This is a genomic window from Streptomyces sp. NBC_00273, from assembly GCF_036178145.1.
Taxonomy (GTDB): Bacteria; Actinomycetota; Actinomycetes; order Streptomycetales; family Streptomycetaceae; genus Streptomyces.
This window is the reverse complement of the sequence record NZ_CP108067.1, coordinates 6761922-6785092: the sequence shown is the minus strand read 5'-3', so window position 1 is coordinate 6785092 and position 23171 is coordinate 6761922. Positions and strand designations below refer to the sequence as shown.

Sequence of the window (23171 nt, the reverse complement as noted above, 5' to 3'; positions counted from 1 at the left end):
TTGTGTACGTGTCGCATGGATGAGGGCCGCCCGGCGTGGTGGCAGGGAGGTGGTGCCGGACGGCCCTGGTCTGTGGAGCGGCGGCTCAGTTGCGCCAGGTGTCGGCCAGCGTGACCTTGCCGCTCGCGGGGACGGTGGCGGTGCGGTTGGCTCCGCTCTCCCAGGTGACGTTCCCGGCAGCGTCCTTGCGGAGGTACTTGTACGAGAACGCGGTCCCGGCCGGGAGCGTCACGTCGAGCTTCCAGACCGGGTACGCGGCCGGGTCGAGCTTCAGCGCGCCACCGGTGTTCCAGTTGCCGAGCTCGGCGCGGTCACCGGTGACGTAGACGTTCTGCCCGGGAACGGTGGTGGCGGCCACCCCGAAGGAGGCTCCGGCGGAGCCGGCCGGGGTACCGGAGCAGGTGCGGGCCCCGGCGTGCAGGGCGAGGGCCGTCCCGGGGGCGACCGTGGCGGTGAACTGTCCGCCCGAGCCGACGGTGACCGTCCGCCCGCTCTGCACGTCGCAGTAGTCGCCGCCCGGCAGCGAGGTCTGGAAGGTCCGGGTCAGGGCGGAACCCTCGTGGTTGATCACCACGTACGCCTTGGTGCCGCGCCCGAAGGCGATCTGGTCACCGCCGTTGTCCCACCAGTTGCCGACGGACTGGCCGCGGGCGGCGTTGCGGAATCCGACCATGGAGGAGATCTCCCGCCAGGCGTGCTGGCACTTCCAGCCGTCGGAGTAACAGGCGTTCACCGCGCCCCCGCCCGGCGGACCGGCGTCCTTGTCGCTCCACTCGTAGCCGGAGTGCACGTCGGGCGAGCCGTACGGCCAAGCCAGCGCGAAGACGTTGGCCAGCGTGTAGGCGGACCCGTCCTTGTAGTTGAGGGTGTCGCCGCCCCGCTCGGTGTCGTGGTTGTCGACGAAGACCCCGGCCTGCCCGCTGGGCATGTACCCCCAGGCCTCGCCGAAGTTCTTCAGGTACGCCAGGTTCTCGTTCTGGAAGACCCGCTTGAGGCCCCGGGCGTACCGGAACTCCTGTACGTCCCCGTTCCCGAGGTACTCGCTCGGCGAGACGGCCTCGCCGGCCCCGTATATCGCCTCCTGCTTCCAGTACGCACCGGGCTTGGTGAGCCGGGACTTGATGTTGGCGAGGTCGGCGGCGGGCATGTGCTTGGCGGCGTCGATCCGCAGGCCGTCCACGCCCAGCGACAGCAGGTCGTTCAGGTACCCGGCGATGCGCCCGCGCACGTAGTCCTCGCCGGTGTCCAGGTCGGCGAGCTGCACGAGCTCGCAGTTCTGGACGTTGCCCCGGTCCTGGTAGTTCGAGATCGAGGCTCGGCAGTCGTCCATGTCGGCGCCCGAATAGAGCCCCGGATAGCCGTACTTCGTGTACGAAGACCCGCCGGTCCCGGTGAAGGCGGCGCCGGCGTCCGCCGGTCCGGCCATGTGGTTGATGACGGAGTCGGCGACGACCTTCACCCCGGCGGCGTGACAGGTGTCGACCATGGCCTTGAAGGAGGCCCGGTCCCCGAGCCGCCCGGCGATCTTGTAACTGACGGGCTGGTACGAGGTCCACCACTGGCTGCCCTGCACGTGCTCCTGCGGCGGCGAAACCTGCACGTACCCGTACCCGGCGGGCCCGAGGGAGTCGGTGCAGGCCTTGGCGACGGAGTCGAAGCGCCACTCGAACAGGACGGCGGTGACGTCCTTCTCACCGGGGGGCGCGGCGACGGCCTGCGGCCCGAGGCCCGTGAGGGTGGCCGCGGCAAGTGCGGTGGTGGCGCAAAAGGTTGCAGCTCTGACGGCTCTGGCAGGCATGCGGGAGGCCTCCTGGCGGAAGACGTGGGGATTGGAGCGACCGTAGGGGCCAGGTAGGAGCCCTGCAAGAGTTTGCGCAAGAGATTGCAGAATTGTTTCCGAGGCGTGTCCTCCTGGGCGGGGCCCCTGGACTCCGGCCCCGACGAGGCGAGTTCACCCCCCGGGACGCGACCGCGACGCCCTCCCCGCACCGGGTCCGGGCGGTCCGCCGGACGGGTCGGCCCACCCGGGGTCAGCCCGGGGCCACCCTTCGTACGGGATGAAAGCATCCGGTCACACGGGCGGATATGCTCAAACCGCCGACAATAGCTCGATCTCAATTCCGGCCCCATTACCGCTTAATTGGGCCCATCGAGCGCTTCTGGCGCCGGACCGGCGCGCTGCGGCAAATGCCCCGGGAACACCGCTGTATGCCTCCGAGGAACACACGTCTGCGGAAGGCTGAAAACGATGGTTGCGCGAAGGGATTTCCTCATGGCCGGCGCCGCCGGCGGTGCGGCCGTGCTCGCGGTGAGCGGTCCGGCAGCACCGGCGCACGCGGATCCCGGACCCCGCCATCGTCACGGTCACGAACCGGCACCTTCGGACGCCCCGATCCCCAAGACACCACCGCTGGAGAAATTCGTCGACCCGCTGCCCACGCCGGAGACGGCCGTCCCGGACACCTCCGCCTATCCGGGCGCCGACTACTACGAATTCACGATGCGGCCCGGCACCTGGCAATTCCACCGGGACCTCGGGCCGGCGGACGTGTGGGGCTACTGGGCCAAGAACCCGCACGATGGCCACCAGCCGATCGGCATGGGCTATCTCGGGCCGACCATCAGCGTGATCAAGGACCAGCCGACGGTCATCAAGTACCGGAACGAGCTGCCGACCACGCACCTCTTCCAGTTCGTGATCGACGCGATCCGCAGCGGGGACCCCCAGCTCGCCCCGATCGCTCCGCCTCCCTACACGAGCGAGCCGCCCTTTCCCGAGAACGTCAACGTGTGGAACGTCGTGCACCAGCACGGCGGTTTCACACCACCGCAGTCCGACGGAATGCCGCTGCATTCGTTCAGCCCGGACGGCGTCCATGCCGAGTCGTACACGACCCTGGAGCCCGACCGGGTCAGACGCAACGAGGCGATCTGCGCGTACACCAACCACGAGCGCTCGTCCCTGCTCTGGTACCACGATCACGGCATGGGGATGACCAGCGTCAACGTCTACGCGGGTCTGGCCGGCCTGTACCTCATCCGCGACCCCGCCGACGAGCGGCTCGGGCTGCCGCAGGGCGAGTTCGAGGTCCCTCTCATCCTGCAGGACCGGACCTTCCACCAGGACGGAAGACTCGCCTACACCATGACCCAGCAGGAGGGCGAGGACACCCCGGTCGTCAACGGCAAGGCGTACCCCTTCCTGGCCGTCGAGCCGCGGCGCTACCGGCTGCGGATCCTCAACGCCTCGAACGAGCGCTTCTGGCGGCTGCGGATCGACCCTCCCAGGGACGTGGTGCTCCAGCCCAACCTTCCGTTCTGGCTGATCGGCACCGACGGCGGCTTCCGCGCCCCGCTGCAGATGCTGAACTTCCTGATCGGGCCCGCCGAACGCTACGACCTGATCGTCGACTTCAGCGGGATGCCCATGGGCTCGAAGTTCACGTTGACGAACTACCACGCACCGGTGCACTACCCCGGCGTGCCCGGCCTGGGGCCGGAAGTCTCGGAAGTCATGCAGTTCCAGGTCACCAAACCGCTGTCCGGTGCGGACCGGACCACACCGCCCAAGCAACTGAAGCTACCCGCGGTCGCGCCCCTCGTACCGGAACCGCAGATCCACCGGCGGGAATGGGTCCTGTACCAGCACAAGCTCTTCAGCACCATGACGTTCAACGCGGTGCCCTTCATGGAGCCGTCCCAGGACTTCGTCAAGGCGGGAGCGAAGGAGATCTGGGAGTACGTCAATCCCAACCACGACGCGCACCCGATGCACGTCCACCTCGTCAATTTCCAGGTGCTGAACAGGCAGCCCATCGACGCGGCCGCTTACCAGGCGGATTACGAGAAGTGGATCGACGGCGGCCGCAAGGCGTCGGACAAGCCGGTGCTGGCGACATACTTCACCGGCCCGCCGATCCCGCCGGACCCGGACGAAGCACTGTCCTACAAGGACACCTTCAAGTCCTACCCGGAGACGGTGACCAGGATCATCACCGATCCCTGGAGCCCGCCGATGGAACCGATCGCGGGGATCGCGAACAGCGGGACCGAGCTCCCGGCGACGTACGTCCACCACTGCCACCTCCTCGAGCACGAGGACGATGACCTGATGCGCCCGTTCACGATCGTCGATCCCGGGGCCCCCTCCCCGTCGACCAGGACGGCGGCCATGGTGGTGGCCACGGCGGAGGCCACGGCCACGGCCGCTGACGGCATCGCTCGGCGATTGGACCCCGGGCGGGGCGGAACAGGCCCGCGCCGCCCCGCCCGGGAGGATTACGGCACCTGGGCCGTCGAGCCCCGGACCACCAGTTCGGGTTGGAAGATGTACTCCGTGCGCTGGACCGGGGTGCCCGACACCGCCTCCAGGAGGGCACCCACCGCCGCCGTCGCCATCGCGCGCACCGGCTGGCGGACCGTCGTCAGCGGCGGGTCCGTGAACGGGATCAGCGGGGAATCGTCGAAGCCGACCACCGACACGTCCTGCGGCACCCGCAGCCCGCGCTCGCGCGCCGCCCGGATGACGCCGAGCGCCATCGGATCGCTGCCGCACACGATGCCCGTGCAGCCGCGGTCCAGCAGGGCGATGCCCGCCGCGTGTCCGCCCTCCACCGTGAAGAGCGTGCGCTGGATCAGCCCGTCCGCTTCCGCATCCGGCAGCGCCGCGAGGAAGCCCTGCTCCTTGCGGGCCGAGGGCACGTACCGCGTCGGCCCGATCGCGAGCCCGATCCTGCGGTGCCCCAGGTCCTGCAGGTGCCGTACGGCCATGTCCGCCGCCGCCCGGTCGTCCGGGGAGATGAACGGGGCGTTCACCTGCTCGTTGAAGCCGTTGATCAGGACGAACGGCACCCCGCGCGCTGCCAGTCGCTGGTAGCGCGCGGGGTCCGCGTGGGCGTCCGCGTGCAGGCCCGACAGGAAGACGATCCCGGTGACCCCGCGTTCCTCCAGCTGTTCCACCAGTTCGTCCTCGGTGGCCCCGCCGGGGGTCTGCGTGCACAGCACCGGCGTGTACCCGTGCCCGGCCAGCGCCTGCTCTATGACCTGCGCGAACGCCGGGAAGATCGGGTTGGTGAGCTCCGGGATCAGCAGCCCGACCAGCCCGTTGCTGCGCCGTTTGAGCCGGACGGGCCGCTCGTAGCCCAGCAGGTCGAGCGCGGCCAGCACCTTGTGCCGGGTGCCGGCCGCCACGCCCGGTTTCCCGTTGAGCACGCGGCTGACGGTCGCCTCGCTGACCTGGGCCTGCGCGGCGATGTCCGTCAGCCGGAGGGGGGAGGTCACCCCGCCGTCACCTGCCACCACACCGTGGTGTCGGCCGGCAGCACGCCGTCCTCGACCGTCGCACCGCTGGACAGCAGGGCCTCGCCGGTGACGGGGAACCGTACCGCCGTGCCGGTGGTGTTGGCGGCGCAGAGGAAGTCCCCCCGGCGGAAGACCAGGACGCCCTCGGGGGCCTCCTGCCAGTCCACCGACTCGCCATCGCCCAGGTCCGGGCGCTCGCGGCGCAGCCGCAGGGCGGACCGGTACAGCTCCAGGGTGGAGGACGGGTCGCCGGTCTGCGCCTCCACGCTCAGATCCGCCCAGGAGTCCGGCTGCGGGAGCCAGCTGCCGCCGGTGCCGAAGCCGTACGGGGCCTCGGTCCCCGACCACGGGATGGGGACCCGGCAACCGTCGCGGAAGCCGTCCTGGCCCGCCGCGCGGGAGAACGACGGGTCCTGGCGGACCTCGTCCGGCAGGTCGGTGACGTCGGGCAGGCCGAGCTCCTCGCCCTGGTAGACGTAGGCCGAACCGGGCAGTGCCAGCATCAGCAGGATCGCCGCGCGGGCCCGCCGCAGACCCAGCTCGCGGTCGCCGGGCTCGCGCAGCTGGGTGCCGAGGCCGGCGGGGTTGGCGAAGCGGGTGGCGTGCCGGGTGACGTCGTGGTTGGACAGCACCCAGGTGGTGGGGGCGCCGACGGTGCGCATGGCGGCCAGCGAGCCGTCGATGACCTCGCGGAGCGCCGTCGCCTCCCAGTCGCTGGTCAAGTACTGGAAGTTGAACGCCTGGTGCATCTCGTCGGGGCGGACGTAGAGGGCCGTGCGCTCGACGGTCGGGGTCCATGCCTCGGCGACCAGGACGCGGTCGCCCTCGTACTCGTCGAGGATCCGGCGCCAGGAGCGGTAGATCTCGTGGACGCCGTCCTGGTCGAAGAAGGGCATGACGTCGTTGCCGAGCAGCTTGAGCTGGTCCTTGGCACCGAGGTCGGGCAGGCCGGGCGCCTTGACCAGGCCGTGGGCGACGTCGACGCGGAAGCCGTCGGCACCGAGGTCGAGCCAGAAGCGCAGGATGGAGCGGAACTCGTCCTGGACGGCCGGGTGCTCCCAGTTGAAGTCGGGCTGCTCGGGGGCGAAGAGGTGCAGGTACCACTCGCCGTCCGCGACCCGGGTCCAGGCCGGGCCGCCGAAGATCGACTCCCAGTCGTTCGGGGGCTCCGCGCCGTCCGCGCCGCGGCCCGGGCGGAAGTGGAAGCGCTCGCGCAGCGGGGTACCGGGGCCTTCGCGCAGCGCCTGCTTGAACCATTCGTGCTGGTCGGAGCAGTGGTTGGGGACGAGGTCCACGATGATGCGCAGGCCCAGGTCGTGGGCTTCGCGGATCACGGCGTCGGCGTCGTGCAGGGTGCCGAACATGGGGTCGATGGCCCGGTAGTCGGCGACGTCGTAGCCGGCGTCGGCCTGCGGGGAGGCGTAGAAGGGGCTGAGCCAGACGGCGTCGACGCCCAGCTCCTTCAGGTAGGGCAGGCGGCTGCGGATGCCTTCGAGGTCCCCCATGCCGTCTCCGTTGGAGTCGGCGAAGCTGCGCGGATAGACCTGGTAGATCACCGCTTCTCTCCACCAGCCGGGCTGCGTGCCGGTGGAGGTGGGGAGCGCGTCGGCGAGGTGCTGGGTCATGGTGTCCTTGGAGAGATCGGGCCGGGGGTGAGAAGGGGCAGGCTCGGGTGGTCAGCCCTTGGTTGCGCCTGCCGTCATCCCGGCGACGAGGTGACGCTGGGCGAAGACGAAGAAGATCGCCGCGGGGATGGCGATGAGGACCGAGGCGGCGCTCATGGCTCCCCAGTTGGAGGTGTACTGCGTGACGAAGGTCTGCAGTCCGCCGGCCAGGGTGAGGTTCTCCTCGCCGACCATGAAGGCGGAGGCGTACGCGACCTCGCCCCAGGCGGTGATGAAGGCGTAGAAGCCGGTGACGGCGAGGCCGGGCTTGGCGAGCGGCAGGATGAGGCGCCAGAAGGTGCCGAAGGGGTTGAGTCCGTCGACGCGGCCCGATTCGTCGATCTCCACCGGGATGGTGTCGAAGAAGCCCTTCATCATCCAGGCGCAGAACGGCACGGCGATGGTGAGGTAGGTGATGATCAGGCCGAGCGGCTGGTTGAGCAGGCCCAGGTCGCCCATGAGGTTGTAGAGCGGGACGATGAGGATCGCCATCGGGAACATCTGCGTGATGAGCAGGGTCCACATGAGCGGCTTCATGCCGGGGAACTTGAAGCGGCTGACCGCGTATCCGGTGGTGGCGGCGATGAAGACACCGAGGACGGTGGTGATGCCGGCGACCAGGACGGAGTTGGCGAACCAGCTGAGGAAGTGGCTCTGCTCCAGCAGGTACGTGTAGTTGCTGAGCGTCGGTTCCTTGACGAAGTCGGTGGTGACCGCGTGCTTGGCCGGCTTGAGCGAGGTCAGCACGATCCACAGCACCGGGAAGACGGCGATGACGGCGGCCACGACGAGGGTGCCGTGCAGGCTGACGGAGGCGAGCGGGGAACGGCTCCCGCGGGGACGGACCGCGGTGGTCGTGCGGGCGGTGTTCGCAGTGGACATGGTCACCACACCTCTCCCTGCTTGCGCAGCGAGCGCCGGTAGACCAGCGCGAAGATCATGAGCAGGGCGAGGATCAGGACGCCCCACGTGGCCGAGCCGGCGAAGTCGCGCGGGCTCGACACGAACGCCTCGCGGAAGGCCTGGGTCACCAGGATCTCGGTGGAGTCGCCGGGTCCGCCCCGGGTGAGCAGGAAGATCACCGGGAACATGTTGAAGGTCCAGATGGTGGAGAGCAGGATCACCGTCATGCTCACCGTGCGCAGTCCGGGCAGGGTGATGTGCCGGAAGCGCTGCCAGGCGCTGGCGCCGTCCATCTCGGCGGCCTCGTAGAGCTCGCCGGGGATGGACTGCAGGCCGCCGAGCAGGGCGACCATCATGAAGGGGACGCCGAGCCAGACGTTGACGGCGACGACCGAGAACTTGGCCCAGGTCGGGTCGTCGAGCCAGGGGATCGCGGCGATGCCGCCACCGTCGAGGATCTTGTTGAGGATGCCGTTGTCGCGGTTGAAGAGGAACCGCCAGGCGAAGACCGAGACGAAGCCGGGGACGGCCCAGGGCAGGATGAGCGCCATCCGGTAGGCGGCGCGGCCCCGGAAGTCCCGGTTGAGCATGTTGGCCAGGACCAGCCCGAGCGTGAAGGTGATGGACACGCACGCGACGGTCCACATCACCGTCCACACCAGCCGTTGCAGGAACACCGGGTCGCTGAGCACGTCCACGTAGTTGTCGAGTCCGACGAACTGGTACGTGGCCTCGATGTGCCGGGCTCCGATGGTGCGCGAGACGTTGCGCTCGGTGGCGTCGGTCAGCGACAGGTAGACGCCCCGGACCAGCGGCCAGCCGATGATCACTCCGAGGACGAGCACCACCGGGGCGACCATGGCCCAGGCGTACCAGTGCGTGCCGACGGCGCGCCGGAGGCCGGACGCGCCTTTCCCACCGCGGGCACCGCCACGGTTACCGCTGTCGCTGTCAGTCCTGCGGCTCCGGCCGCGGGCGGCGACGTCGTTCTCGACGTCGTCGCCCGCGGCCTTCGCCACCGACTGGCTGGTGTGAGCAGCCATGGTTTCGTTACTTCCAGCCCTTGAGGATCTTGCGGAACTCGACGCCGGCCGACTTGGCCGCGTCCTCCGGGCTCGACGCCCCGGTGATCGCCTTGGTGTATTCGACCTTCAGCGGCTCGAAGAGGGAGCCGTTCTCCGGGATCCAGGCGCGCTCGACGGCCTTGTCCACGGCCGGCTTGAAGAACTGGACCATCTCGTTGCCCTTGACGTCCGGCAGCTCGTAGGCGGCGGTACGGGTCGGGAGCAGGCTGAGGTCCTTGGTCGACTGCACCTGGACCTCCTGAGAGGTCATGTACTCGACGAAGGCGTGCGCGGCGGCGGTGTTCTTGGAACCAGCGTAGACGGCGAGGTCGTGGCCGCCCTGCGGGGCACCGGCCTTGGCCGAGCCGGCCGGGACCGCGGCGATGCCGAGGTTGGCCTTGTCCTTGAACTGGTCGCCGGCGTAGGTGTCGGCGACGGCCCACGGACCGTTGATCATCATGGCGGCCTCGCCGGTCTTGAAGGCCGTCTGCATGTTGGCGTAGCCGTCGGTGGCGTTGGTGATCGCCGCACCCGAGGCGACCAGGTCGCGGGCGGTCTTGAAGGCCTTGACGCCCGCCTCGTTGTCGACGGTGACCGTCTTGTTCTTCGCGTCGACCAGGTCGCCGCCCTCGCCGTAGATGAGGGGGAGGAACCAGTAGGAGTCGTCGCCGCGGAGGTAGAGGCCGGCCTTGCCGGTCTTGCCCTTGATGGCGGCGGCGGCGGTCTTCACCTCTTCCAGCGTCTTGGGGGGCTGGACGCCGGCGTCGGCGAGCATCTTCTTGTTGTAGAAGAGGCCGAGGCTGTCGATGACCTGCGGAACGGCGTAGGTCTTGCCCTCGAACTTGCCGCTGGCCGCGGCCTGCGGGAGGAACTCGGCGTCGATCTTCTTCGCCGCGTCGGCCGGGACCTCGTCGAGGTAGCCCAGGGAAGCGAAGTCCGCGACCCAGCCGACGTCGGCACGGATGACGTCAGGCGCGTCGGAGCCGCTGCTGAAGGCGTTCTTGACCTTGTTCTGCGCGTCGCCGTAGGGGACGTTGACGTACTTGACGGTCACCTTCGGGTGCTTCGCCGTGAACGCCTCGGCGATCTTCTGGAAGCTGGCCTTCTCGGCATCGTTCGAGGTGTCCCACCACGTGACCGTGCCGGAAAGCTCGCCGCCCGCCTTGGTGCCGTCGGCCGCGTTCTTGTCGTCCCCACCGCAAGCCGTTGCCGCGAGCGCCAGGGTCGCGACCAGCGCGGTGGCCGCTATGCCACGCCGCATATGAACTCCTTCGATGATCCCGGCCGCGCCCTCGCGGTCCTGAGTTGCCAGGAACGTAACAAGACTGAAAGAGGACCGAAAGGGCTTGCGCAAACTTTCTGCAAGCGGAGGCGATCGTTACATCCGTGTGTCCGTACGGTTGCCGCAGCTTGCTGTTAGTTCGAGCCACCTTCGACTGTCGGGGCCCGCAACCAGGGGGCATGTACCCGCGTTGACCCCGATATGACCCACGATTCGACGGCCGTCCAGCTTGCAAGCTCTTCCAGCAAAGCGACCGCGACCGGTGGCTGGTGGCGCGATGCCGTCATCTATCAGGTGTACGTGCGCTCCTTCGCCGACAGCGACGGGGACGGCATCGGGGACCTCCGCGGGGTCCGCTCCCGCCTCCCCCACCTCGCCCGCCTCGGGGTCGACGCCGTGTGGCTCACCCCCTTCTACGTCTCCCCGCAGGCGGACGGCGGCTACGACGTCGCCGACTACCGGGCCGTCGACCCCCTCTTCGGGGACCTCTCGGACGCCGACGAGCTGGTCCGGGCCGCGCACGCGCTGGGGCTGCGGGTCATCGTGGACGTGGTGCCGAACCACACCTCCGAACAGCACCCCTGGTTCCGCGCCGCCCTCGCCGGGGATCCGGGGGCCCGCGAGCGCTACCACTTCCGCCCCGGGCGGGGGCCGGACGGCGCCGAGCCCCCGAACGACTGGGAGTCGATCTTCGGCGGCCCCGCCTGGACCCGGGTCCCGGACGGCGACTGGTACCTGCACCTCTTCGCCCCCGAGCAGCCCGACCTCGACTGGGACCATCCCGAGGTCGCCGCCGAGTTCGCCTCCGTCCTGCGCTTCTGGCTCGACCTCGGCATCGACGGCTTCCGCATCGACGTCGCCCACGGCATGGTCAAGGCCCCGGGCCTGCCGGACATCGGCCGCGGCGCCCAGGCCACCTTGATCGGCACCGAGCCGCTCCCCTTCTTCGACCAGGACGGGGTCCACGAGATCCACCGTTCCTGGCGCCGCCTCCTCGACTCCTACGGGGGCGGGCGCATCGGGGTCGCCGAGGCCTGGGCGCCCACCTCGGAGCGGCTCGCCCTGTACGTGCGCCCCGACGAACTGCACCAGGCCTTCAACTTCCGCTTCCTGAACTGCCCGTGGGACCCCGCCGCGATGCGCACCGTCATCGACGAGTCCCTGGCCGCCACCACCGCCGTCGGCGCCCCGACCACCTGGGTGCTGTCCAACCACGACGTCGTACGCCACGTGACGCGCTACGGCGGCGGGACCCGCGGCCTGGCCCGGGCCCGGGCGGCCGCCCTGCTGATGCTGGCCCTGCCCGGGTCGGCGTACCTCTACCAGGGCGAGGAGCTCGGCCTCCCTGAGGTGGCGGACCTCCCGGACCGGGTCCGCCAGGACCCGGCCTTCCGCCGCGGACGCCGTCAGCCGGGGGACGCGGACGGCCCGGCGGGGTCGGGGCCCAGGCCCGAGGACCCGTCGGAACCGGAGGGGCAGGACGGGCTGCGCGACGGGTGCCGGGTGCCGCTCCCCTGGTCCGGCGCGGAGCCCCCGTACGGCTTCGGGCCGGCCGGCAGCTGGCTCCCGCAGCCCGCCGGCTGGGGCGGCCTCAGCGTCGCCGCGCAGACCGGCGACCCGCACTCGACGCTGGAGCTCTACCGTGCCGCCCTGGAACTGCGCCGGGCGATGCCGGGGCTGGGGGCGCCGGAGGCGGGGACGGGCCCGGGCCCGGGCACGGGGGTCGACGCGGCGGCCGTGGCGGGTGCCGATGCCCCGGCGGAGGCCCCGTACGGCTCGTACGACCCGGACTGCCCGGACGACCCGGACGGCTCGTACGGCCCGGACGCATGCGGAATGCGCTGGCAGTGCGCACCCGAGGGCGTGCTCCTGTTCACCCGCCCCGGTTTCGCCTGCACCCTCAACACCCGCCCCGACCCGGTCGAGCTTCCCGCGCCCGGACGCCCCGTGCTCTCCAGCGCCCCGGTGGAGACGGACGGCCGAACCGTCCGGCTTCCCCCGGATTCGTGCACGTGGTGGTCATGGTGAACGTCCGACCGGTACAGTCCAATCCCGTGACCGCACGGCTAGCCGACATCGCAGCCCAGGCGGGGGTCAGCGAAGCCACAGTCAGCCGCGTGCTCAACGGCAAGCCCGGTGTGGCCGCAGGCACCCGCGAATCCGTGCTGGCCGCCCTCGACGTACTCGGCTACGAGCGGCCCGTGAAGCTGCGCCAGCGCAGTGCGGGGCTCGTCGGTCTGATAACTCCCGAACTGGACAACCCGATCTTCCCGGCGCTCGCCCAGGTCATCGGCCAGGCCCTGACCCGGCAGGGGTACACGCCGGTGCTGGCCACGCAGACGCCCGGCGGGTCCACCGAGGACGAGCTGACCGAGATGCTGGTCGACCGCGGCGTCTCCGGGATCATCTTCGTCTCCGGCCTGCACGCCGACACCACGGCCGACATGGGCCGCTACGACCAACTCCGCGGGCAGGGCGTCCCGTACGTCCTCATCAACGGGTTCTCCGAGAAGGTGCAGGCCCCCTTCGTCTCGCCCGACGACCGGGCCGCGATGGTCCTCGCCGTCACCCACCTGACCGCGCTCGGGCACACCCGCATCGGGCTCGCGGTCGGACCGAAGCGCTTCGTACCGGTCCTCCGCAAGATCGAGGGCTTCCGGCTCGGGATGAAGGAGCGGCTCGGACTCGGCGAGGCCGAGATCGAGGCGCTGATCCAGCACTCCCTCTACTCGCTCGAGGGCGGCCAGGCCGCCGCGGCCGCGCTGATCTCGCGCGGCTGCACGGCGGTGGTGTGCGCGAGCGACATGATGGCGCTCGGCGCGATCAGGGCGGCCCGGCAGCAGGGGCTGAAGGTCCCGCAGGACGTGTCGGTGGTCGGCTTCGACGACTCGCCGCTCATAGCGTTCACCGATCCGCCGCTGACGACCATCCGCCAGCCCGTGCAGGCGATGGGGCAGGCGGCGGTCCGGACCCTGCTGGAGGAGATCGGCGGTACGCCGGCCCCGCACAGCGAGTTCGTCTTCCTGCCCGAACTGGTGGTGCGCGGCTCCACGGCCTCGGGCCCGGGCCAGCGCCGCCGGGACTAGGCCGTCTCTTTCGGATCTTGTGACCGGCTGCCCTCGCCGATGGTGCGGGCGGGGGGCGGGTCAGGGAGCGGGCCGGCCGGCCAAAGGGTGTCGGGGAAGGCTGCGGCGTCGGAGTCGGTGTCGGGCATCAGCGTCGTGAGCATCTGCTGAGCGGTCTTCGCGTGGTCGGTGGCGCGGGGGAACATGACGCTTTCGTAGGCGTCGAGGGCCTCGTCGATGGTGGGGTGGTCGACGACGGCTCGGGCGAGTTCGGCGCCGTCGAGCAGGGCGAGGTTGGCTCCGACGCCGACGGGCGGCATCAGGTGGGCGGCGTCGCCGAGCAGGGTGATGCCGGGGACGCGCTGCCAGGAGTGGGGAACGGGAAGGACGAACATCGGCCGGTTGATGAAGTCGCCCTCGTTGTCGCGCAGGATGTCCAGCAGACGCTCGTGCCAGCCCTGGTACTGGGCGAGCAGGCGGGCGCGTACGGATGCGGTGTCGGCGAGGTCCAGGCCGGCGTGCCAGTCCTGCGGGCCGCGGAAGGTGACGTAGGCGCGGACGTGTCCGTTGCTGTTGCGCTGGAGCACCAGGCTGCGGCGGCCCGCCTTGGCCGTCATGGTGCCGCGACCGACCAGGTGGGCGATGCCGGGGTGACGGTGGTCGACGTCGTCGAAGTGGGCTTCCACCATCGTGACACCGGCGTAGGCGGGTCGGGCGTCGCTGAGCGCGGGGCGTACCCGCGACCAGGCGCCGTCGGCGCCGATGACCAGGTCGAAGTCCTCGCCGGTGCGGTCGTGGTGGTGCAGGCGGGCAGCACCGTGCGGGAGCGGGGTGACAGCCCTTACGGGGTGGCCCCAGCGGACCGTGCCGGGGGCGAGGGAGTCCAAGAGGAGCGCGCGCAGCTGGCCGCGGTCGATCTCGGGCCGGCTCAGATCGTCCTCGCCGGCCCGGTCGTGGCGCATCAGGGTCGCGTGACGGTCGTACAGGCGCCACTCCTGGCCTTCGGGCCGGGACAGGGCGAGGAACTGGTCTAACAGTCCGGCTGCGCGCAGGGCTGCCTGGCCGTGGGCTCCGTCGATGTCGAGGGTGCCGCCCTGCGAGCGGGAGTAGGGGTCGGGCTCGCTCTCGAAGACCGTGACCGGCACGCCGTGCTGCTGCAGGACGCGGGCGCAGACGAGGCCGCCGAGGCCGGCGCCGGCGATCGCGATGCGGGGGGTGGTGGACATGAGGGTCACGCTCCGTTCGATGGTGGAGAGAGTGCTGGTCTTGTGGCGCTGGTCCCGTGGCACTGGTCCCGTGGCGACGCCTTGTCCTGGGCATGGCAGATCAGCCGTTCCGATGCGGGTACGCGTCCCGGGAGTTCGGCGGCTGGGTGCCGGTCGGGCGCCCCTCTTCACAGAAACACAGCCGCTCCAAAAGTACAACTGCTCCGACTTTCCATCTGATCGCCTTTCTGATCGAATCGCTCCAAGGGGGCTAGGATGGGGGAATGGCCGAGATGACGACAGGACGCCGGGAACGCAAGAAGGCCCGGACCAGGCAGGCCCTGGCGGATGCCGCAGTGCGGCTGTTCACCGAGCGCGGCTTCGACGACGTCGGCGTACGCGAGGTGGCGGAGGCGGCCGACGTCTCGCTGAGCACGCTCTTCAAGCACTTCCCCAACAAGGAAGCCCTCGTCTTCGACCTGGACGAGGACGTCGAGAGCGCCCTGGTCGCCGCCGTTCGCGACCGAGCCCCCGGCCAACCCGTGCTGCACGCCCTGCGCGACCACATGGTGCGCACCCGTACCGCCGTGCGGACCGACGACCCCACCTTCGTCCTCGTCGAATCCACCCCCGCGCTGCGGGACTACGCCCGGCGCATGTGGTCGCGCCACGAGAAGACCCTGGCCGCGACCCTCGCCGAGGCCACCGGGCTCGCCCCGGAAGACCCCGCCGTCACCGGCTTGGCGCGCTTCGCCCTGGAAGCCCCCGGCCTCGCCCGCGCGAGCGAAGACCCGGCCCGGACCATGCGCGACGTGTTCGCCCTACTGGAGCACGGCTGGGCCACCACCGCCCTGGCGCGGCAGGAGGTCCACCCCGGTCGGGACGGCTGACCGCGACCGGGGGCGGAGCGGGCCCTCGCGGCGGTGTCGACGTGCGGGGCGGGGCGGGGCGGTCGTGTTGCTGCGACGGCGCAGGGATCCCGGTCCTGATACTGGGCAGATGCCCATGCCCGGCCGGCTTCGCGACAGGATCCTGCCCGACCACAAGCGACGTTCCCTGGAGGACCTCCAGGAGGATCTCGACCTGTCGTCCGGGGACCGTCGGGCGAAGCAGTCGGCCTTCTGGACCATGCTCACGCTGTCCTCCGTGATCGCCGCGTGCGGGATCCTGACGGACTCCACCGCCACCGTCATCGGCGCGATGATCATCGCCCCGCTGTCCACGCCGATCATGGGGATCGCCCTCGGTGCCGTGCAGCGCCGCCGCTCCACCGCCCTCGCCTTCGTGGCGCTCGGCGGCCTGCTGGTGCTCCTGATCGGCGCGGTGGCCTCCCTGGTGGTGCCCCCCTCGTACGACTTGCTGTCGGACAGTCAGATCTCCAGCCGGACCTCCCCCGGGCTCCTCGACCTGATCGCGGCCCTGGCGACGGGCTTCGCCGGCGCCGTGGCGCTGTCCCGCAAGGACGTCGCCGCGGTCCTGCCGGGGGTGGCGATCGCGATCTCCCTGGTACCGCCGCTCGTGGTGACGGGCGTGTGCGCCGGCCAGACGTCGTGGTGGCTGGCGCTGGGCGCGCTGGTGCTCTTCGTGTCCAACCTCCTCGCCATGGTCTTCGCGGGCATGGTGGTCTTCGCCGCCCTCGGGTACACCCGGCCCGCCGGCCACCCCGCCCGGGGAGGGGCCCCGCGCCGCGCCTACGTGATGCTCGGTCTGCTGTTCACGGCGGTCCTGCTGCCGCTGGGCGCCAACACGGTGACCACCGTCCTGCTGAACGCGTGGACCTCGCGGACCTGGACCGCCGCGGAGCGCTGGCTCGCCGCCAGCCCCGGCGCGGCGGTCACCGGAGTCGACGCCCAGTCCAGGACCTTCTACGTCCACGTGCGCAGCCCCGGGGCCCTCCCGCCGATCGAGGACCTCCTCGGCGACCTCGAAGGACAGGTCCCCGACGGCCTCCCGATCGTGGTCGACGCCACCCGCGGACAGCAGATCGTCGCCGGGAAGGTGGGGGGCTGAAGCGACGACGTAGTACCCAGGTCTGAGCGGCTGCGTCGAAGACCGTACCGAGGGATGATCGGAGGCGGGAACGCATCTGGCAGACTCTCTCCCCATGGGTGAATCGAGCGTGAAGACACTGGAAACCCGGACGGACGTCTCATCACCCACCGTGGTGGAGACCGAGACCCGCCCGGGGTCCGAGCGCACCCTGCTCTCCCGGTTGCGCGCCCCGCGCCGGCCCCGGATCTGGTTCGAGGTGCTGCTCATCGCGATCAGCTACTGGACCTACTCGCTGATCCGCAACGCGGTGCCCGAACAGAAGGCGGCGGCCCTCGCCAACGCCGACTGGATCTGGAGCGCCGAGCGGACCCTCGGCATCGCCGTCGAGCAGTCGGTCAACCACGCGGTCAACTCCGTGACGTGGCTGATCGTGGGCATGAACTACTACTACGCCACGCTCCACTTCGTCGTGACGATCGGCGTGCTGGTCTGGATCTACCGTTTTCATCCGGGGCGGTACGCCGCCACGCGCATGGTCCTCTTCGCCACCACGGGCGTCGCCCTGGTCGGCTACTACTGTTACCCGCTCGCGCCGCCCCGGCTGATGAACGGGCAGAACTTCATCGACACCGTGCTGGTCCACCACACCTGGGGCTCCATGGCCTCCGGCAACCTCAAGCAGATGTCGAACCAGTACGCCGCGATGCCCTCCATGCACATAGGGTGGTCGCTCTGGTGCGGCCTGACGATCTTCGCGGTCGCCTCGGCCCCATGGGCCCGGATCCTGGGCCTGCTCTACCCGACGGCGACCCTCGTCGTCATCGTCGCCACCGCCAACCACTTCTGGCTCGACGCGGTGGGCGGCATGATCTGCCTGGCCTTCGGCTACACGGTCTCGCGGTCCTGGTACGGCTCCTTCGCCCACCGCCTGCCCCGCCACCCCGAGCACGCGGGCCCGCACCCGGCCACGGAACTGCTGAACCGGGTCCGGGTCCGCACCCGCGCCTGAGGCTACTGCTGCCCGAGGGCCATCCACTTTCCGGGCGTGGTGAGGGTCTCGAAGCCGGCCCGGGCGTAGACGGCGTGCGCGTCGGCGGTGGCGAGCAGCACCCGGCGCAGCCCGTACGGCTCCAGGTGCGCGCACACCGCGGCGACGAGGGCCCCGCCGAGCCCCTTGCCGCGGGCGCCCGGATCGACGTAGACGTCGCAGAGCCAGGCGAAGGTGGCGCGGTCGGTGACGACGCGGGCGTACGCGAGCTGGACCCCGGAGGCCTGGTCGTAGAGGCCGAAGTTCACGGAGCCCGCGATGGCGTCCTCCTGCTTCTGCCGACTGCGCCCGAGCGCCCAGTACGCGTCTTCGGACAGCCACCGGTGGACGAGTCCGACGTCGAGTCGGGCGGCGTCGGTGGAGATCTCGTATCCGTCGGGAAGGTCATCGCTCATCCCGGCATCCAACCAGCGACCGTTCGTTCCGTGCCAGCGCATATCCCCCACGGTCACGAAGACTGGTTCGTCAGGATCGCCGGGTCGGACAGGCCGGCCGCGCCCGTCTCGACCTTGCCGGCGAAGCGGCGGCCGAAGTCCGCGGACCCGGACGCGGTGACCGTCACGTCGTACCAGCGTCGGGTGTTCTTCAGGGAGACGCTGTACGTGACGGTGGCGCCCTTGGCGACCGTGAGGCGCTTGGGGCCGCCGCCGTAGGCGTTGGTGACGGTGAGCGTCGCGGTCGACGCCCCGGCGTTGGTGAGGGTGAGGTCCAGGTTCCCCGTGGTGGCGTTGTGGCGGGCGGTGACCTCGGGGCCGGGGGTGGTGCCCGGGTTGCGGAAGCCGCGCAGGAAGCCGTTGGGGCCGTGGACGGTCAGGTCGGTGACGCCGGCGGAGTAGCGGGTGTTCCAGGTGTCCGAGATCGATTTGCCGGCTTCGGTGGTGTACGTCCAGGGGGCGTCGGTCCGGTTGCCCGAGGTGACGTAGAACTGCGCGCCCAGGTCCGGGCCGCCGCTGAAGGTCAGCTTGAACTTGCCCTCGCCGGTGAGCGCGGCGCCGTCCACGTACGGGGCGTACTTCAGCGGACGGGTGCGGCACTGGCCCTTCTCCTGGCGCGGCATGCTGCCCACGGCCGGCGGGGTGGCCCGGAAGTCGGGGTGGCGCTCGCGGTCCTGCGGCTGCCACGCACCGGTATCGGGCAGCGACACCGTCGCCGTGTCCTGGCGGGCGAAGTCGAAGGCCGAGGTCAGGTCACCGCAGACGGCGCGGCGCCAGGGCGAGATGTTGGGCTCGTGCACCCCGAAGCGCTTCTCCATGAAGCGGATCACCGAGGTGTGGTCGAAGGTCTCGGAGCAGGAGTAGCCGCCGGTGCTCCACGGCGAGACGACGAGCATCGGGACGCGCGGGCCCAGCCCGTACGGTCCGGCGACGTAGCCGGCCTTGCCGGGGAAGACGTCGAGGGCGGTCGGCGTGGTCGACAGGCCCTGGTCGGCGTTGGCCGGGGCGTACGGCGGGACGACGTGGTCGAAGAAGCCGTCGTTCTCGTCGTAGGTGATGAACAGCGCGGTACGGGCCCACACGTCGGGGTTGGAGGTCAGCGCGTCCAGCACCTGCGCGATGTACCACGCGCCGTAGTTGGAGGGCCAGTTGGAGTGCTCGCTGAAGGCCTCGGGGGCCGCGATCCAAGAGACCTGGGGCAGGGCGCCGGCGGCGACGTCGGCGCGCAGCCGGTCGAAGTAGCCCTCGCCGGTGCGGGCGTCGGTACCGGTGCGGGCCTTGTCGAAGAGCGGGTCGCCGGGCTGGGCACCCCGGTAGTTGTTGAAGTAGAGGAGCGAGTTGTCGCCGTAGTTGCCGCGGTAGGCGTCGTCGATCCAGCCCCAGGATCCGGCGGCGTCGAGGCCGTTGCCGATGTCCTGGTAGACCTTCCAGGAAATGCCGGCCTGCTCCAGGCGCTCGGGGTAGGTGGTCCAGCCGTAACCGGCCTCGGCGTTGTTGAGGACCGGGCCGCCGCCCGTGCCGTCGTTTCCGGTGTGGCCCGACCAGAGGTAGTAGCGGTTGGGGTCGGTCGAACCGATGAAGGAGCAGTGGTAGGCGTCGCAGAGGGTGAACGTGTCGGCGAGGGCGTAGTGGAACGGGATGTCGTCGCGCGTCAGGTACGCCATGGTGGCCGGCGTCTTGGCGGGCACCCAGTTGTCGTACTTGCCCTTGTTGAAGGCGCTCTGGCCACCGGCCCAGTCGTGGTTGAGGCCCTGGAGGAACTCCATGCCGAGGTCGTCGGACGGCGGGCGGAAGGGCAGCGTCTCCTTGCCCGCGTTGTCGGTCTGGTGCCAGACGGACTTGCGGCTGGGCAGGGTCACCGGGCGCGGGTCGCCGAAGCCGCGGACACCGCGCAGCGCGCCGAAGTAGTGGTCGAAGGAACGATTCTCCTGCATCAGGACCACGATGTGCTCGACATCGGCGATGGTCCCGGTCGTCCCCTGCGCGGGGATGGCGGCGGCGCGCGCGATGATCTCGTTGAGCAGGCTCAGGGCGGCGGCACCGCCGGTGAGCTGGAGGAAACGGCGGCGGTTGAGTTCTGCCATGGCGAGAGACCTCTGCTTTGTCGAGGGTGGTTGAGCGCTCCCAAGAACAGCGCCCCTGGAGGACCGGAGGGGGAGCCCGGTGTGACGGCAGCGGGTACGTCAGGCGAACGGCAGTCGGATTCTGCCGGAGTTCGACGGTGGTCGTCCGGCGGTGGCCGTTCGGTGGCGGTCGTCCGGCGGTGTTCGGCTGGCGGTGTTCGTCCGGGTGTCAGCACGCGCGCTCGTACTCGACCTGGGTGAGGGGCTTCCCGTCGCCGAAGTCGAAGGGGCGGGCGGCGCCGCTCTCGGTGAAGCCGCACTTGGCGTAGAAGCGGCGGGACCGAGGGGTGTCGCGCAGGGTCCACAGGTGCGTCCGGGCGAACCCGTCATTGCGCAACTGGTCCAGCGTCCCGGTCATCAGCGCTGCCGCGATGCCGCTGCCCCAGCCGTCGGGGTGGCTGTAGAAGGAGAGGATCTCGGAGAGACCCGGCCGGGTCGAAGAGGCCCTGAAGGCGGTCAGCGCCAGCGGACGGCCGTCGTGTTCGGCCAGCAGGATCGTGGTGTCGGCCTGCCCGACCCTGTCGTACCACCGCGTTCGCCTGCTCCGGACACCGTGTGCGGCGAACTCGGGATCGAAGAAGGGGGCGTACGCCGCTTCCCAGGCTGCGGCGTGGATCTCCCCGAGGACGTCCCCGTCGTACGGGGCGGCGCGCCGAACGGTGAACATGCCCCCACCGTAACCCCGCCGCGTTCCCGGGCACTTGGGAATCTCAGATCGGGCGCCTGAACCCGAAGGTCCGCCTTCGTGCGGGAGCCGGTACGGGTACGGGTACGGGTACGGGCTCCTTCGAGGGCGCCCGTACGGGGCCCACCGCGGCGCCCGGGGCGATCCGCTCCAGGGCCTCGGTGAGGGCGCGGACGTAGGCACCGTCCGCCAGGATCCGTATCCGCTCGAAGGGGTATCCGAGCCGTTCCTCCTGAGCCAGGATCCGGCCCAGCAGGGGCGCCGCGACGGCGGCCGGGGCGCCGATCTCCCCGAGGCGGCGGACGGCCTCCTGGACCGGCACGGCCGGATGCCCCGCCCAGGCCGGGTCCACCTCCGCCAGCAGTACGGGTACGACGGGCTCCGGGTCCCCGGTGATCCGCCAGTACGCGTGCGCGGCGGCCACCCGGGTCCAAGCGCCGGGCGAGTCCATCAGGCCGCGCACGGTGTCCGCGTGGGCCGCGGCCAGCGGGCCGAGATCGGCGAGGAAGGGCACGCCGTGGCTCGCCGTCCCGGACCGTACCGCCGCTCCGCACATGTCGAGGGCGAGGCTCGGATCGCCGGTGACCCGCCAGTGCGCCCAGGCGGCCAGGCGCGCGTGGTGCCGGCCGGCGCGCGGGGCGCGACCGGTGGCGAAGTCGACCAGCCGGTTCGCCGTCCCGGCCGCGGCGGGCCCGATCCGACCGAGGACGCGCAGGGCGTCGTAGGCGTACTCGCTGTCCAGGAACCGGGTCACCTCGGGCACGGCGGGTGCGGCGGCCGGTCCCCAGGCCGCGAGTACTTCGAGGGTGGCCTCCGCCCGGTAGCGGCCCTTCTGCAACGTGGCCCGCATCGTGGGAACCAGTCCTGCCGCGGGCAGCTCGGCCAGAATCCGGGCCTGCGGTCGCTGGGTGGGAAGGCCGCCGTGCTTTCCGAGGCTGTGCAGGGCCGGCAACGCGCGCAGGTCGCCCATCCCTGCGAGGGCCAGGGCGCGCACTTCCACGCCGTGGCCGACGGCGGTCCCGAACGCCCCCTGGTGTCGGCGGAGGTCGTCGGCGATCCGGTCGGCGTGCCGGGCGACGGCCCGGCCCGCCTGGATCAGCGCGTCGTCGGCGTCGTAGCTCGACGCTTCGGAACGGACCGCTTCGACGACGACGTCCCAGCACGCAGGATCCGGCCGCCGGTACCGGTGCACGGCCTCGACGGCAGAATCCACCCGTCTCACGAGGTGACGGCGTGGGCGACGAAGCCGCTCCAGGCGGCCGGGGTGACGGCGAGCCGGGCGTACTCGGGACGCTTGGAGTCCCGGACGAGGACGGTGTCGGGGGTGCGGGCGACCTCGACGCACTCGGGTCCGTCGTTGGTGCTGTAGCTGCTCTTCGTCCAGGCGACCTCGACGCACTCGTTGCTGTCGCTGGCGCTGTAACTGCTCTTCACCCACTCCAGTGCGGAAGGGTCGCCGACCGAGGGCTTGATGCTCATGTCTCTCCCAGCACTTTCTCGATGAAGGCTCTCGACTGTCGTGGGCTGAGGGCCTGTGAACGGATGATCCCATAACGGAGTTCGAGGAGTTGGATGTGGGTGGCGTCGGTGATCAAGCGGCTCGGCAGCTGCGCCTCGACGTACCCGACCGCCGATCCGTCCCGCATCTTCACCACCTGAAGGTGACCTCCCATGCCTGCGTGGTCCTCGGAATCCGTCGGCATCACCTGGATCTCGACGTTTCGTAGTCGGCCGACGTCGAGCAGGTGCTCCAACTGCCTGCGAAGTACCTCTCGCCCACCGATCGTTCGCTCCAGCGTGACCTGTTCCAAAACGAACGTCAGTGCGGGTGACGGCTGTCGATGGAAGATCTCCTGCCGAGCCATTCGAGCTGCGACATACCGTTCCACCTCGTCCGCCGAGTAGGCAGGCCTCCGCATCTCATACAGCGCCCGCGTGTACTCCTCGGTCTGAAGCAACCCGTGCAGGTTGTGGTTCCCGTAGGCACCCAGCTCAACCGCCTCGGATTCGAGCTTGGCCAGATCCCGAACCTTCTTCGGATACCGGGCCCGCTGAATGTCCTCCTTCATCGCGGCGACTTTCCCACCCGCCCCCAGGACCTCGTCCGCCTTGTCCAAGAACTCCGGACGCGGAATGCGCGCACCTCGCTCGATCTTGTAGATCAGATTGGCGCCGTACCCCATCCGTTCACCGAACTTGGCACGGTCGAGCCCGCTCGCCTCTCGCCACATTTTCAACTGGCGCCCCACCGTGGCGATGACCGCCCCGGATTCGTCCTCCGGGTCGAGTTCCCAGCTCGACTCGTCCATGCCGTCCGTGCCGTCCGTGCTCACTGCCACCTCCGCGGGACCGGGAGGACACGACGGGACGACCTTGGACAGCCGTCGTACACAGCGCCCTCAACT

18 protein-coding genes and 1 pseudogene are annotated in these 23171 nt (G+C 70.5%); 6 read left to right on the top strand and 13 right to left on the bottom strand.

Annotated elements, in window-relative coordinates; all coding sequences use genetic code 11:
* Positions 1-85: 85 nt before the first annotated feature.
* On the bottom strand, positions 86-1798 hold the full coding sequence (locus OG386_RS30185) for a carbohydrate-binding module family 20 domain-containing protein (protein ID WP_328790723.1): 1713 nt from the start codon (positions 1796-1798) through the stop codon (positions 86-88).
* A gap of 450 nt (positions 1799-2248) precedes the next feature.
* Between OG386_RS30185 and OG386_RS30180 the strand changes: the two are divergent.
* Positions 2249-3772: pseudogene (locus OG386_RS30180) on the top strand (multicopper oxidase family protein); the annotation flags it as partial.
* Positions 3773-4278: 506 nt separating this feature from the next.
* Here OG386_RS30180 and OG386_RS30175 read toward each other — a convergent pair.
* From OG386_RS30175 to OG386_RS30155, 5 genes are read right to left on the bottom strand one after another with little or no spacing between them, the layout of a single operon-like run.
* Complete coding sequence (locus OG386_RS30175) at positions 4279-5298, bottom strand: LacI family DNA-binding transcriptional regulator (RefSeq protein ID WP_405787006.1); 1020 nt, start codon at positions 5296-5298, stop codon at positions 4279-4281.
* Entirely contained in the window at positions 5277-6926 is a 1650-nt protein-coding gene (locus OG386_RS30170) for a glycoside hydrolase family 13 protein (RefSeq protein ID WP_328790721.1), read from the bottom strand. Before OG386_RS30170 ends, OG386_RS30175 begins: the two co-directional genes overlap by 22 nt.
* 51 nt (positions 6927-6977) lie before the next feature.
* Positions 6978-7847 (bottom strand): sugar ABC transporter permease, encoded by an 870-nt coding sequence (locus OG386_RS30165; RefSeq protein WP_327385826.1) that lies wholly within the window; start codon positions 7845-7847, stop codon positions 6978-6980.
* Between the two features lie 2 nt (positions 7848-7849).
* A complete protein-coding gene (locus OG386_RS30160) occupies positions 7850-8911 on the bottom strand; it encodes a carbohydrate ABC transporter permease (RefSeq protein ID WP_328790720.1) in 1062 nt (353 codons plus the stop codon).
* A gap of 7 nt (positions 8912-8918) precedes the next feature.
* Positions 8919-10193 carry an extracellular solute-binding protein gene (locus OG386_RS30155; RefSeq protein ID WP_328790719.1) on the bottom strand — a complete coding sequence of 425 codons (1275 nt, stop codon included), beginning with the start codon at positions 10191-10193 and terminating at the stop codon, positions 8919-8921.
* Between the two features lie 222 nt (positions 10194-10415).
* Here OG386_RS30155 and OG386_RS30150 point away from each other — a divergent pair, with 222 nt between their 5' ends.
* Positions 10416-12242 carry a glycoside hydrolase family 13 protein gene (locus OG386_RS30150; protein ID WP_328790718.1) on the top strand — a complete coding sequence of 609 codons (1827 nt, stop codon included), beginning with the start codon at positions 10416-10418 and terminating at the stop codon, positions 12240-12242.
* 26 nt (positions 12243-12268) lie between these two features.
* Positions 12269-13300, top strand: coding sequence for a LacI family DNA-binding transcriptional regulator (locus tag OG386_RS30145; protein WP_327385822.1), 1032 nt, complete (start codon positions 12269-12271; stop codon positions 13298-13300).
* On the opposite strand, the gene OG386_RS30140 is transcribed toward OG386_RS30145, so the two are convergent.
* Positions 13297-14505: an FAD-dependent oxidoreductase gene (locus OG386_RS30140; RefSeq protein ID WP_328790717.1), complete on the bottom strand. Its 1209-nt coding sequence runs from the start codon at positions 14503-14505 to the stop codon at positions 13297-13299. The genes OG386_RS30145 and OG386_RS30140 overlap by 4 nt on opposite strands.
* Positions 14506-14768: 263 nt before the next feature.
* Between OG386_RS30140 and OG386_RS30135 the strand changes: the two genes are divergently transcribed.
* The 3 genes from OG386_RS30135 to OG386_RS30125 all read left to right on the top strand — a co-directional run bounded on the left by OG386_RS30135 (position 14769) and on the right by OG386_RS30125 (position 17485).
* On the top strand, positions 14769-15374 hold the full coding sequence (locus OG386_RS30135; RefSeq protein WP_328790716.1) for a TetR/AcrR family transcriptional regulator: 606 nt from the start codon (positions 14769-14771) through the stop codon (positions 15372-15374).
* A gap of 109 nt (positions 15375-15483) precedes the next feature.
* Positions 15484-16494 carry a DUF389 domain-containing protein gene (locus tag OG386_RS30130; RefSeq protein ID WP_328790715.1) on the top strand — a complete coding sequence of 337 codons (1011 nt, stop codon included), beginning with the start codon at positions 15484-15486 and terminating at the stop codon, positions 16492-16494.
* A gap of 94 nt (positions 16495-16588) precedes the next feature.
* Positions 16589-17485 (top strand): phosphatase PAP2 family protein, encoded by an 897-nt coding sequence (locus OG386_RS30125; RefSeq protein ID WP_328790714.1) that lies wholly within the window; start codon positions 16589-16591, stop codon positions 17483-17485.
* Positions 17486-17487: 2 nt separating this feature from the next.
* On the opposite strand, the gene OG386_RS30120 is transcribed toward OG386_RS30125, so the two are convergent.
* The 6 genes from OG386_RS30120 to OG386_RS30095 all read right to left on the bottom strand — a co-directional run bounded on the left by OG386_RS30120 (position 17488) and on the right by OG386_RS30095 (position 23075).
* The gene (locus OG386_RS30120) at positions 17488-17919 is read right to left on the bottom strand and encodes a GNAT family N-acetyltransferase (RefSeq protein WP_328790713.1); all 432 of its coding nucleotides are present in this window, start codon (positions 17917-17919) and stop codon (positions 17488-17490) included.
* A 53-nt stretch (positions 17920-17972) separates the two neighbouring features.
* On the bottom strand, positions 17973-20042 hold the full coding sequence (locus OG386_RS30115) for a phosphocholine-specific phospholipase C (protein ID WP_328790712.1): 2070 nt from the start codon (positions 20040-20042) through the stop codon (positions 17973-17975).
* Between the two features lie 208 nt (positions 20043-20250).
* Positions 20251-20748 carry a GNAT family N-acetyltransferase gene (locus tag OG386_RS30110; RefSeq protein WP_328790711.1) on the bottom strand — a complete coding sequence of 166 codons (498 nt, stop codon included), beginning with the start codon at positions 20746-20748 and terminating at the stop codon, positions 20251-20253.
* 43 nt (positions 20749-20791) lie between these two features.
* Positions 20792-21979: a hypothetical protein gene (locus OG386_RS30105; protein ID WP_328790710.1), complete on the bottom strand. Its 1188-nt coding sequence runs from the start codon at positions 21977-21979 to the stop codon at positions 20792-20794.
* 5 nt (positions 21980-21984) lie between these two features.
* On the bottom strand, positions 21985-22245 hold the full coding sequence (locus tag OG386_RS30100; protein ID WP_328790709.1) for a DUF397 domain-containing protein: 261 nt from the start codon (positions 22243-22245) through the stop codon (positions 21985-21987).
* Positions 22242-23075 carry a helix-turn-helix domain-containing protein gene (locus OG386_RS30095; protein WP_328793413.1) on the bottom strand — a complete coding sequence of 278 codons (834 nt, stop codon included), beginning with the start codon at positions 23073-23075 and terminating at the stop codon, positions 22242-22244. Before OG386_RS30095 ends, OG386_RS30100 begins: the two co-directional genes overlap by 4 nt.
* Between the last annotated feature and the right edge of the window lie 96 nt (positions 23076-23171).

Excerpts from the sequence above, each read along its gene's own strand:
- OG386_RS30185 (WP_328790723.1), bottom strand. The coding sequence starts at position 1,798 with ATGCCTGCCAGAGCCGTCAGAGCTGCAACCTTTTGCGCCACCACCGCA.
- OG386_RS30170 (WP_328790721.1), bottom strand. The coding sequence starts at position 6,926 with ATGACCCAGCACCTCGCCGACGCGCTCCCCACCTCCACCGGCACGCAG.
- OG386_RS30165 (WP_327385826.1), bottom strand. The coding sequence starts at position 7,847 with ATGTCCACTGCGAACACCGCCCGCACGACCACCGCGGTCCGTCCCCGC.
- OG386_RS30160 (WP_328790720.1), bottom strand. The coding sequence starts at position 8,911 with ATGGCTGCTCACACCAGCCAGTCGGTGGCGAAGGCCGCGGGCGACGAC.
- OG386_RS30155 (WP_328790719.1), bottom strand. The coding sequence starts at position 10,193 with ATGCGGCGTGGCATAGCGGCCACCGCGCTGGTCGCGACCCTGGCGCTC.
- OG386_RS30150 (WP_328790718.1), top strand. The coding sequence starts at position 10,416 with ATGACCCACGATTCGACGGCCGTCCAGCTTGCAAGCTCTTCCAGCAAA.
- OG386_RS30140 (WP_328790717.1), bottom strand. The coding sequence starts at position 14,505 with ATGTCCACCACCCCCCGCATCGCGATCGCCGGCGCCGGCCTCGGCGGC.
- OG386_RS30135 (WP_328790716.1), top strand. The coding sequence starts at position 14,769 with ATGGCCGAGATGACGACAGGACGCCGGGAACGCAAGAAGGCCCGGACC.
- OG386_RS30130 (WP_328790715.1), top strand. The coding sequence starts at position 15,484 with ATGCCCATGCCCGGCCGGCTTCGCGACAGGATCCTGCCCGACCACAAG.
- OG386_RS30125 (WP_328790714.1), top strand. The coding sequence starts at position 16,589 with ATGGGTGAATCGAGCGTGAAGACACTGGAAACCCGGACGGACGTCTCA.
- OG386_RS30120 (WP_328790713.1), bottom strand. The coding sequence starts at position 17,919 with ATGAGCGATGACCTTCCCGACGGATACGAGATCTCCACCGACGCCGCC.
- OG386_RS30115 (WP_328790712.1), bottom strand. The coding sequence starts at position 20,042 with ATGGCAGAACTCAACCGCCGCCGTTTCCTCCAGCTCACCGGCGGTGCC.
- OG386_RS30110 (WP_328790711.1), bottom strand. The coding sequence starts at position 20,748 with ATGTTCACCGTTCGGCGCGCCGCCCCGTACGACGGGGACGTCCTCGGG.
- OG386_RS30100 (WP_328790709.1), bottom strand. The coding sequence starts at position 22,245 with ATGAGCATCAAGCCCTCGGTCGGCGACCCTTCCGCACTGGAGTGGGTG.
- OG386_RS30095 (WP_328793413.1), bottom strand. The coding sequence starts at position 23,075 with ATGGACGAGTCGAGCTGGGAACTCGACCCGGAGGACGAATCCGGGGCG.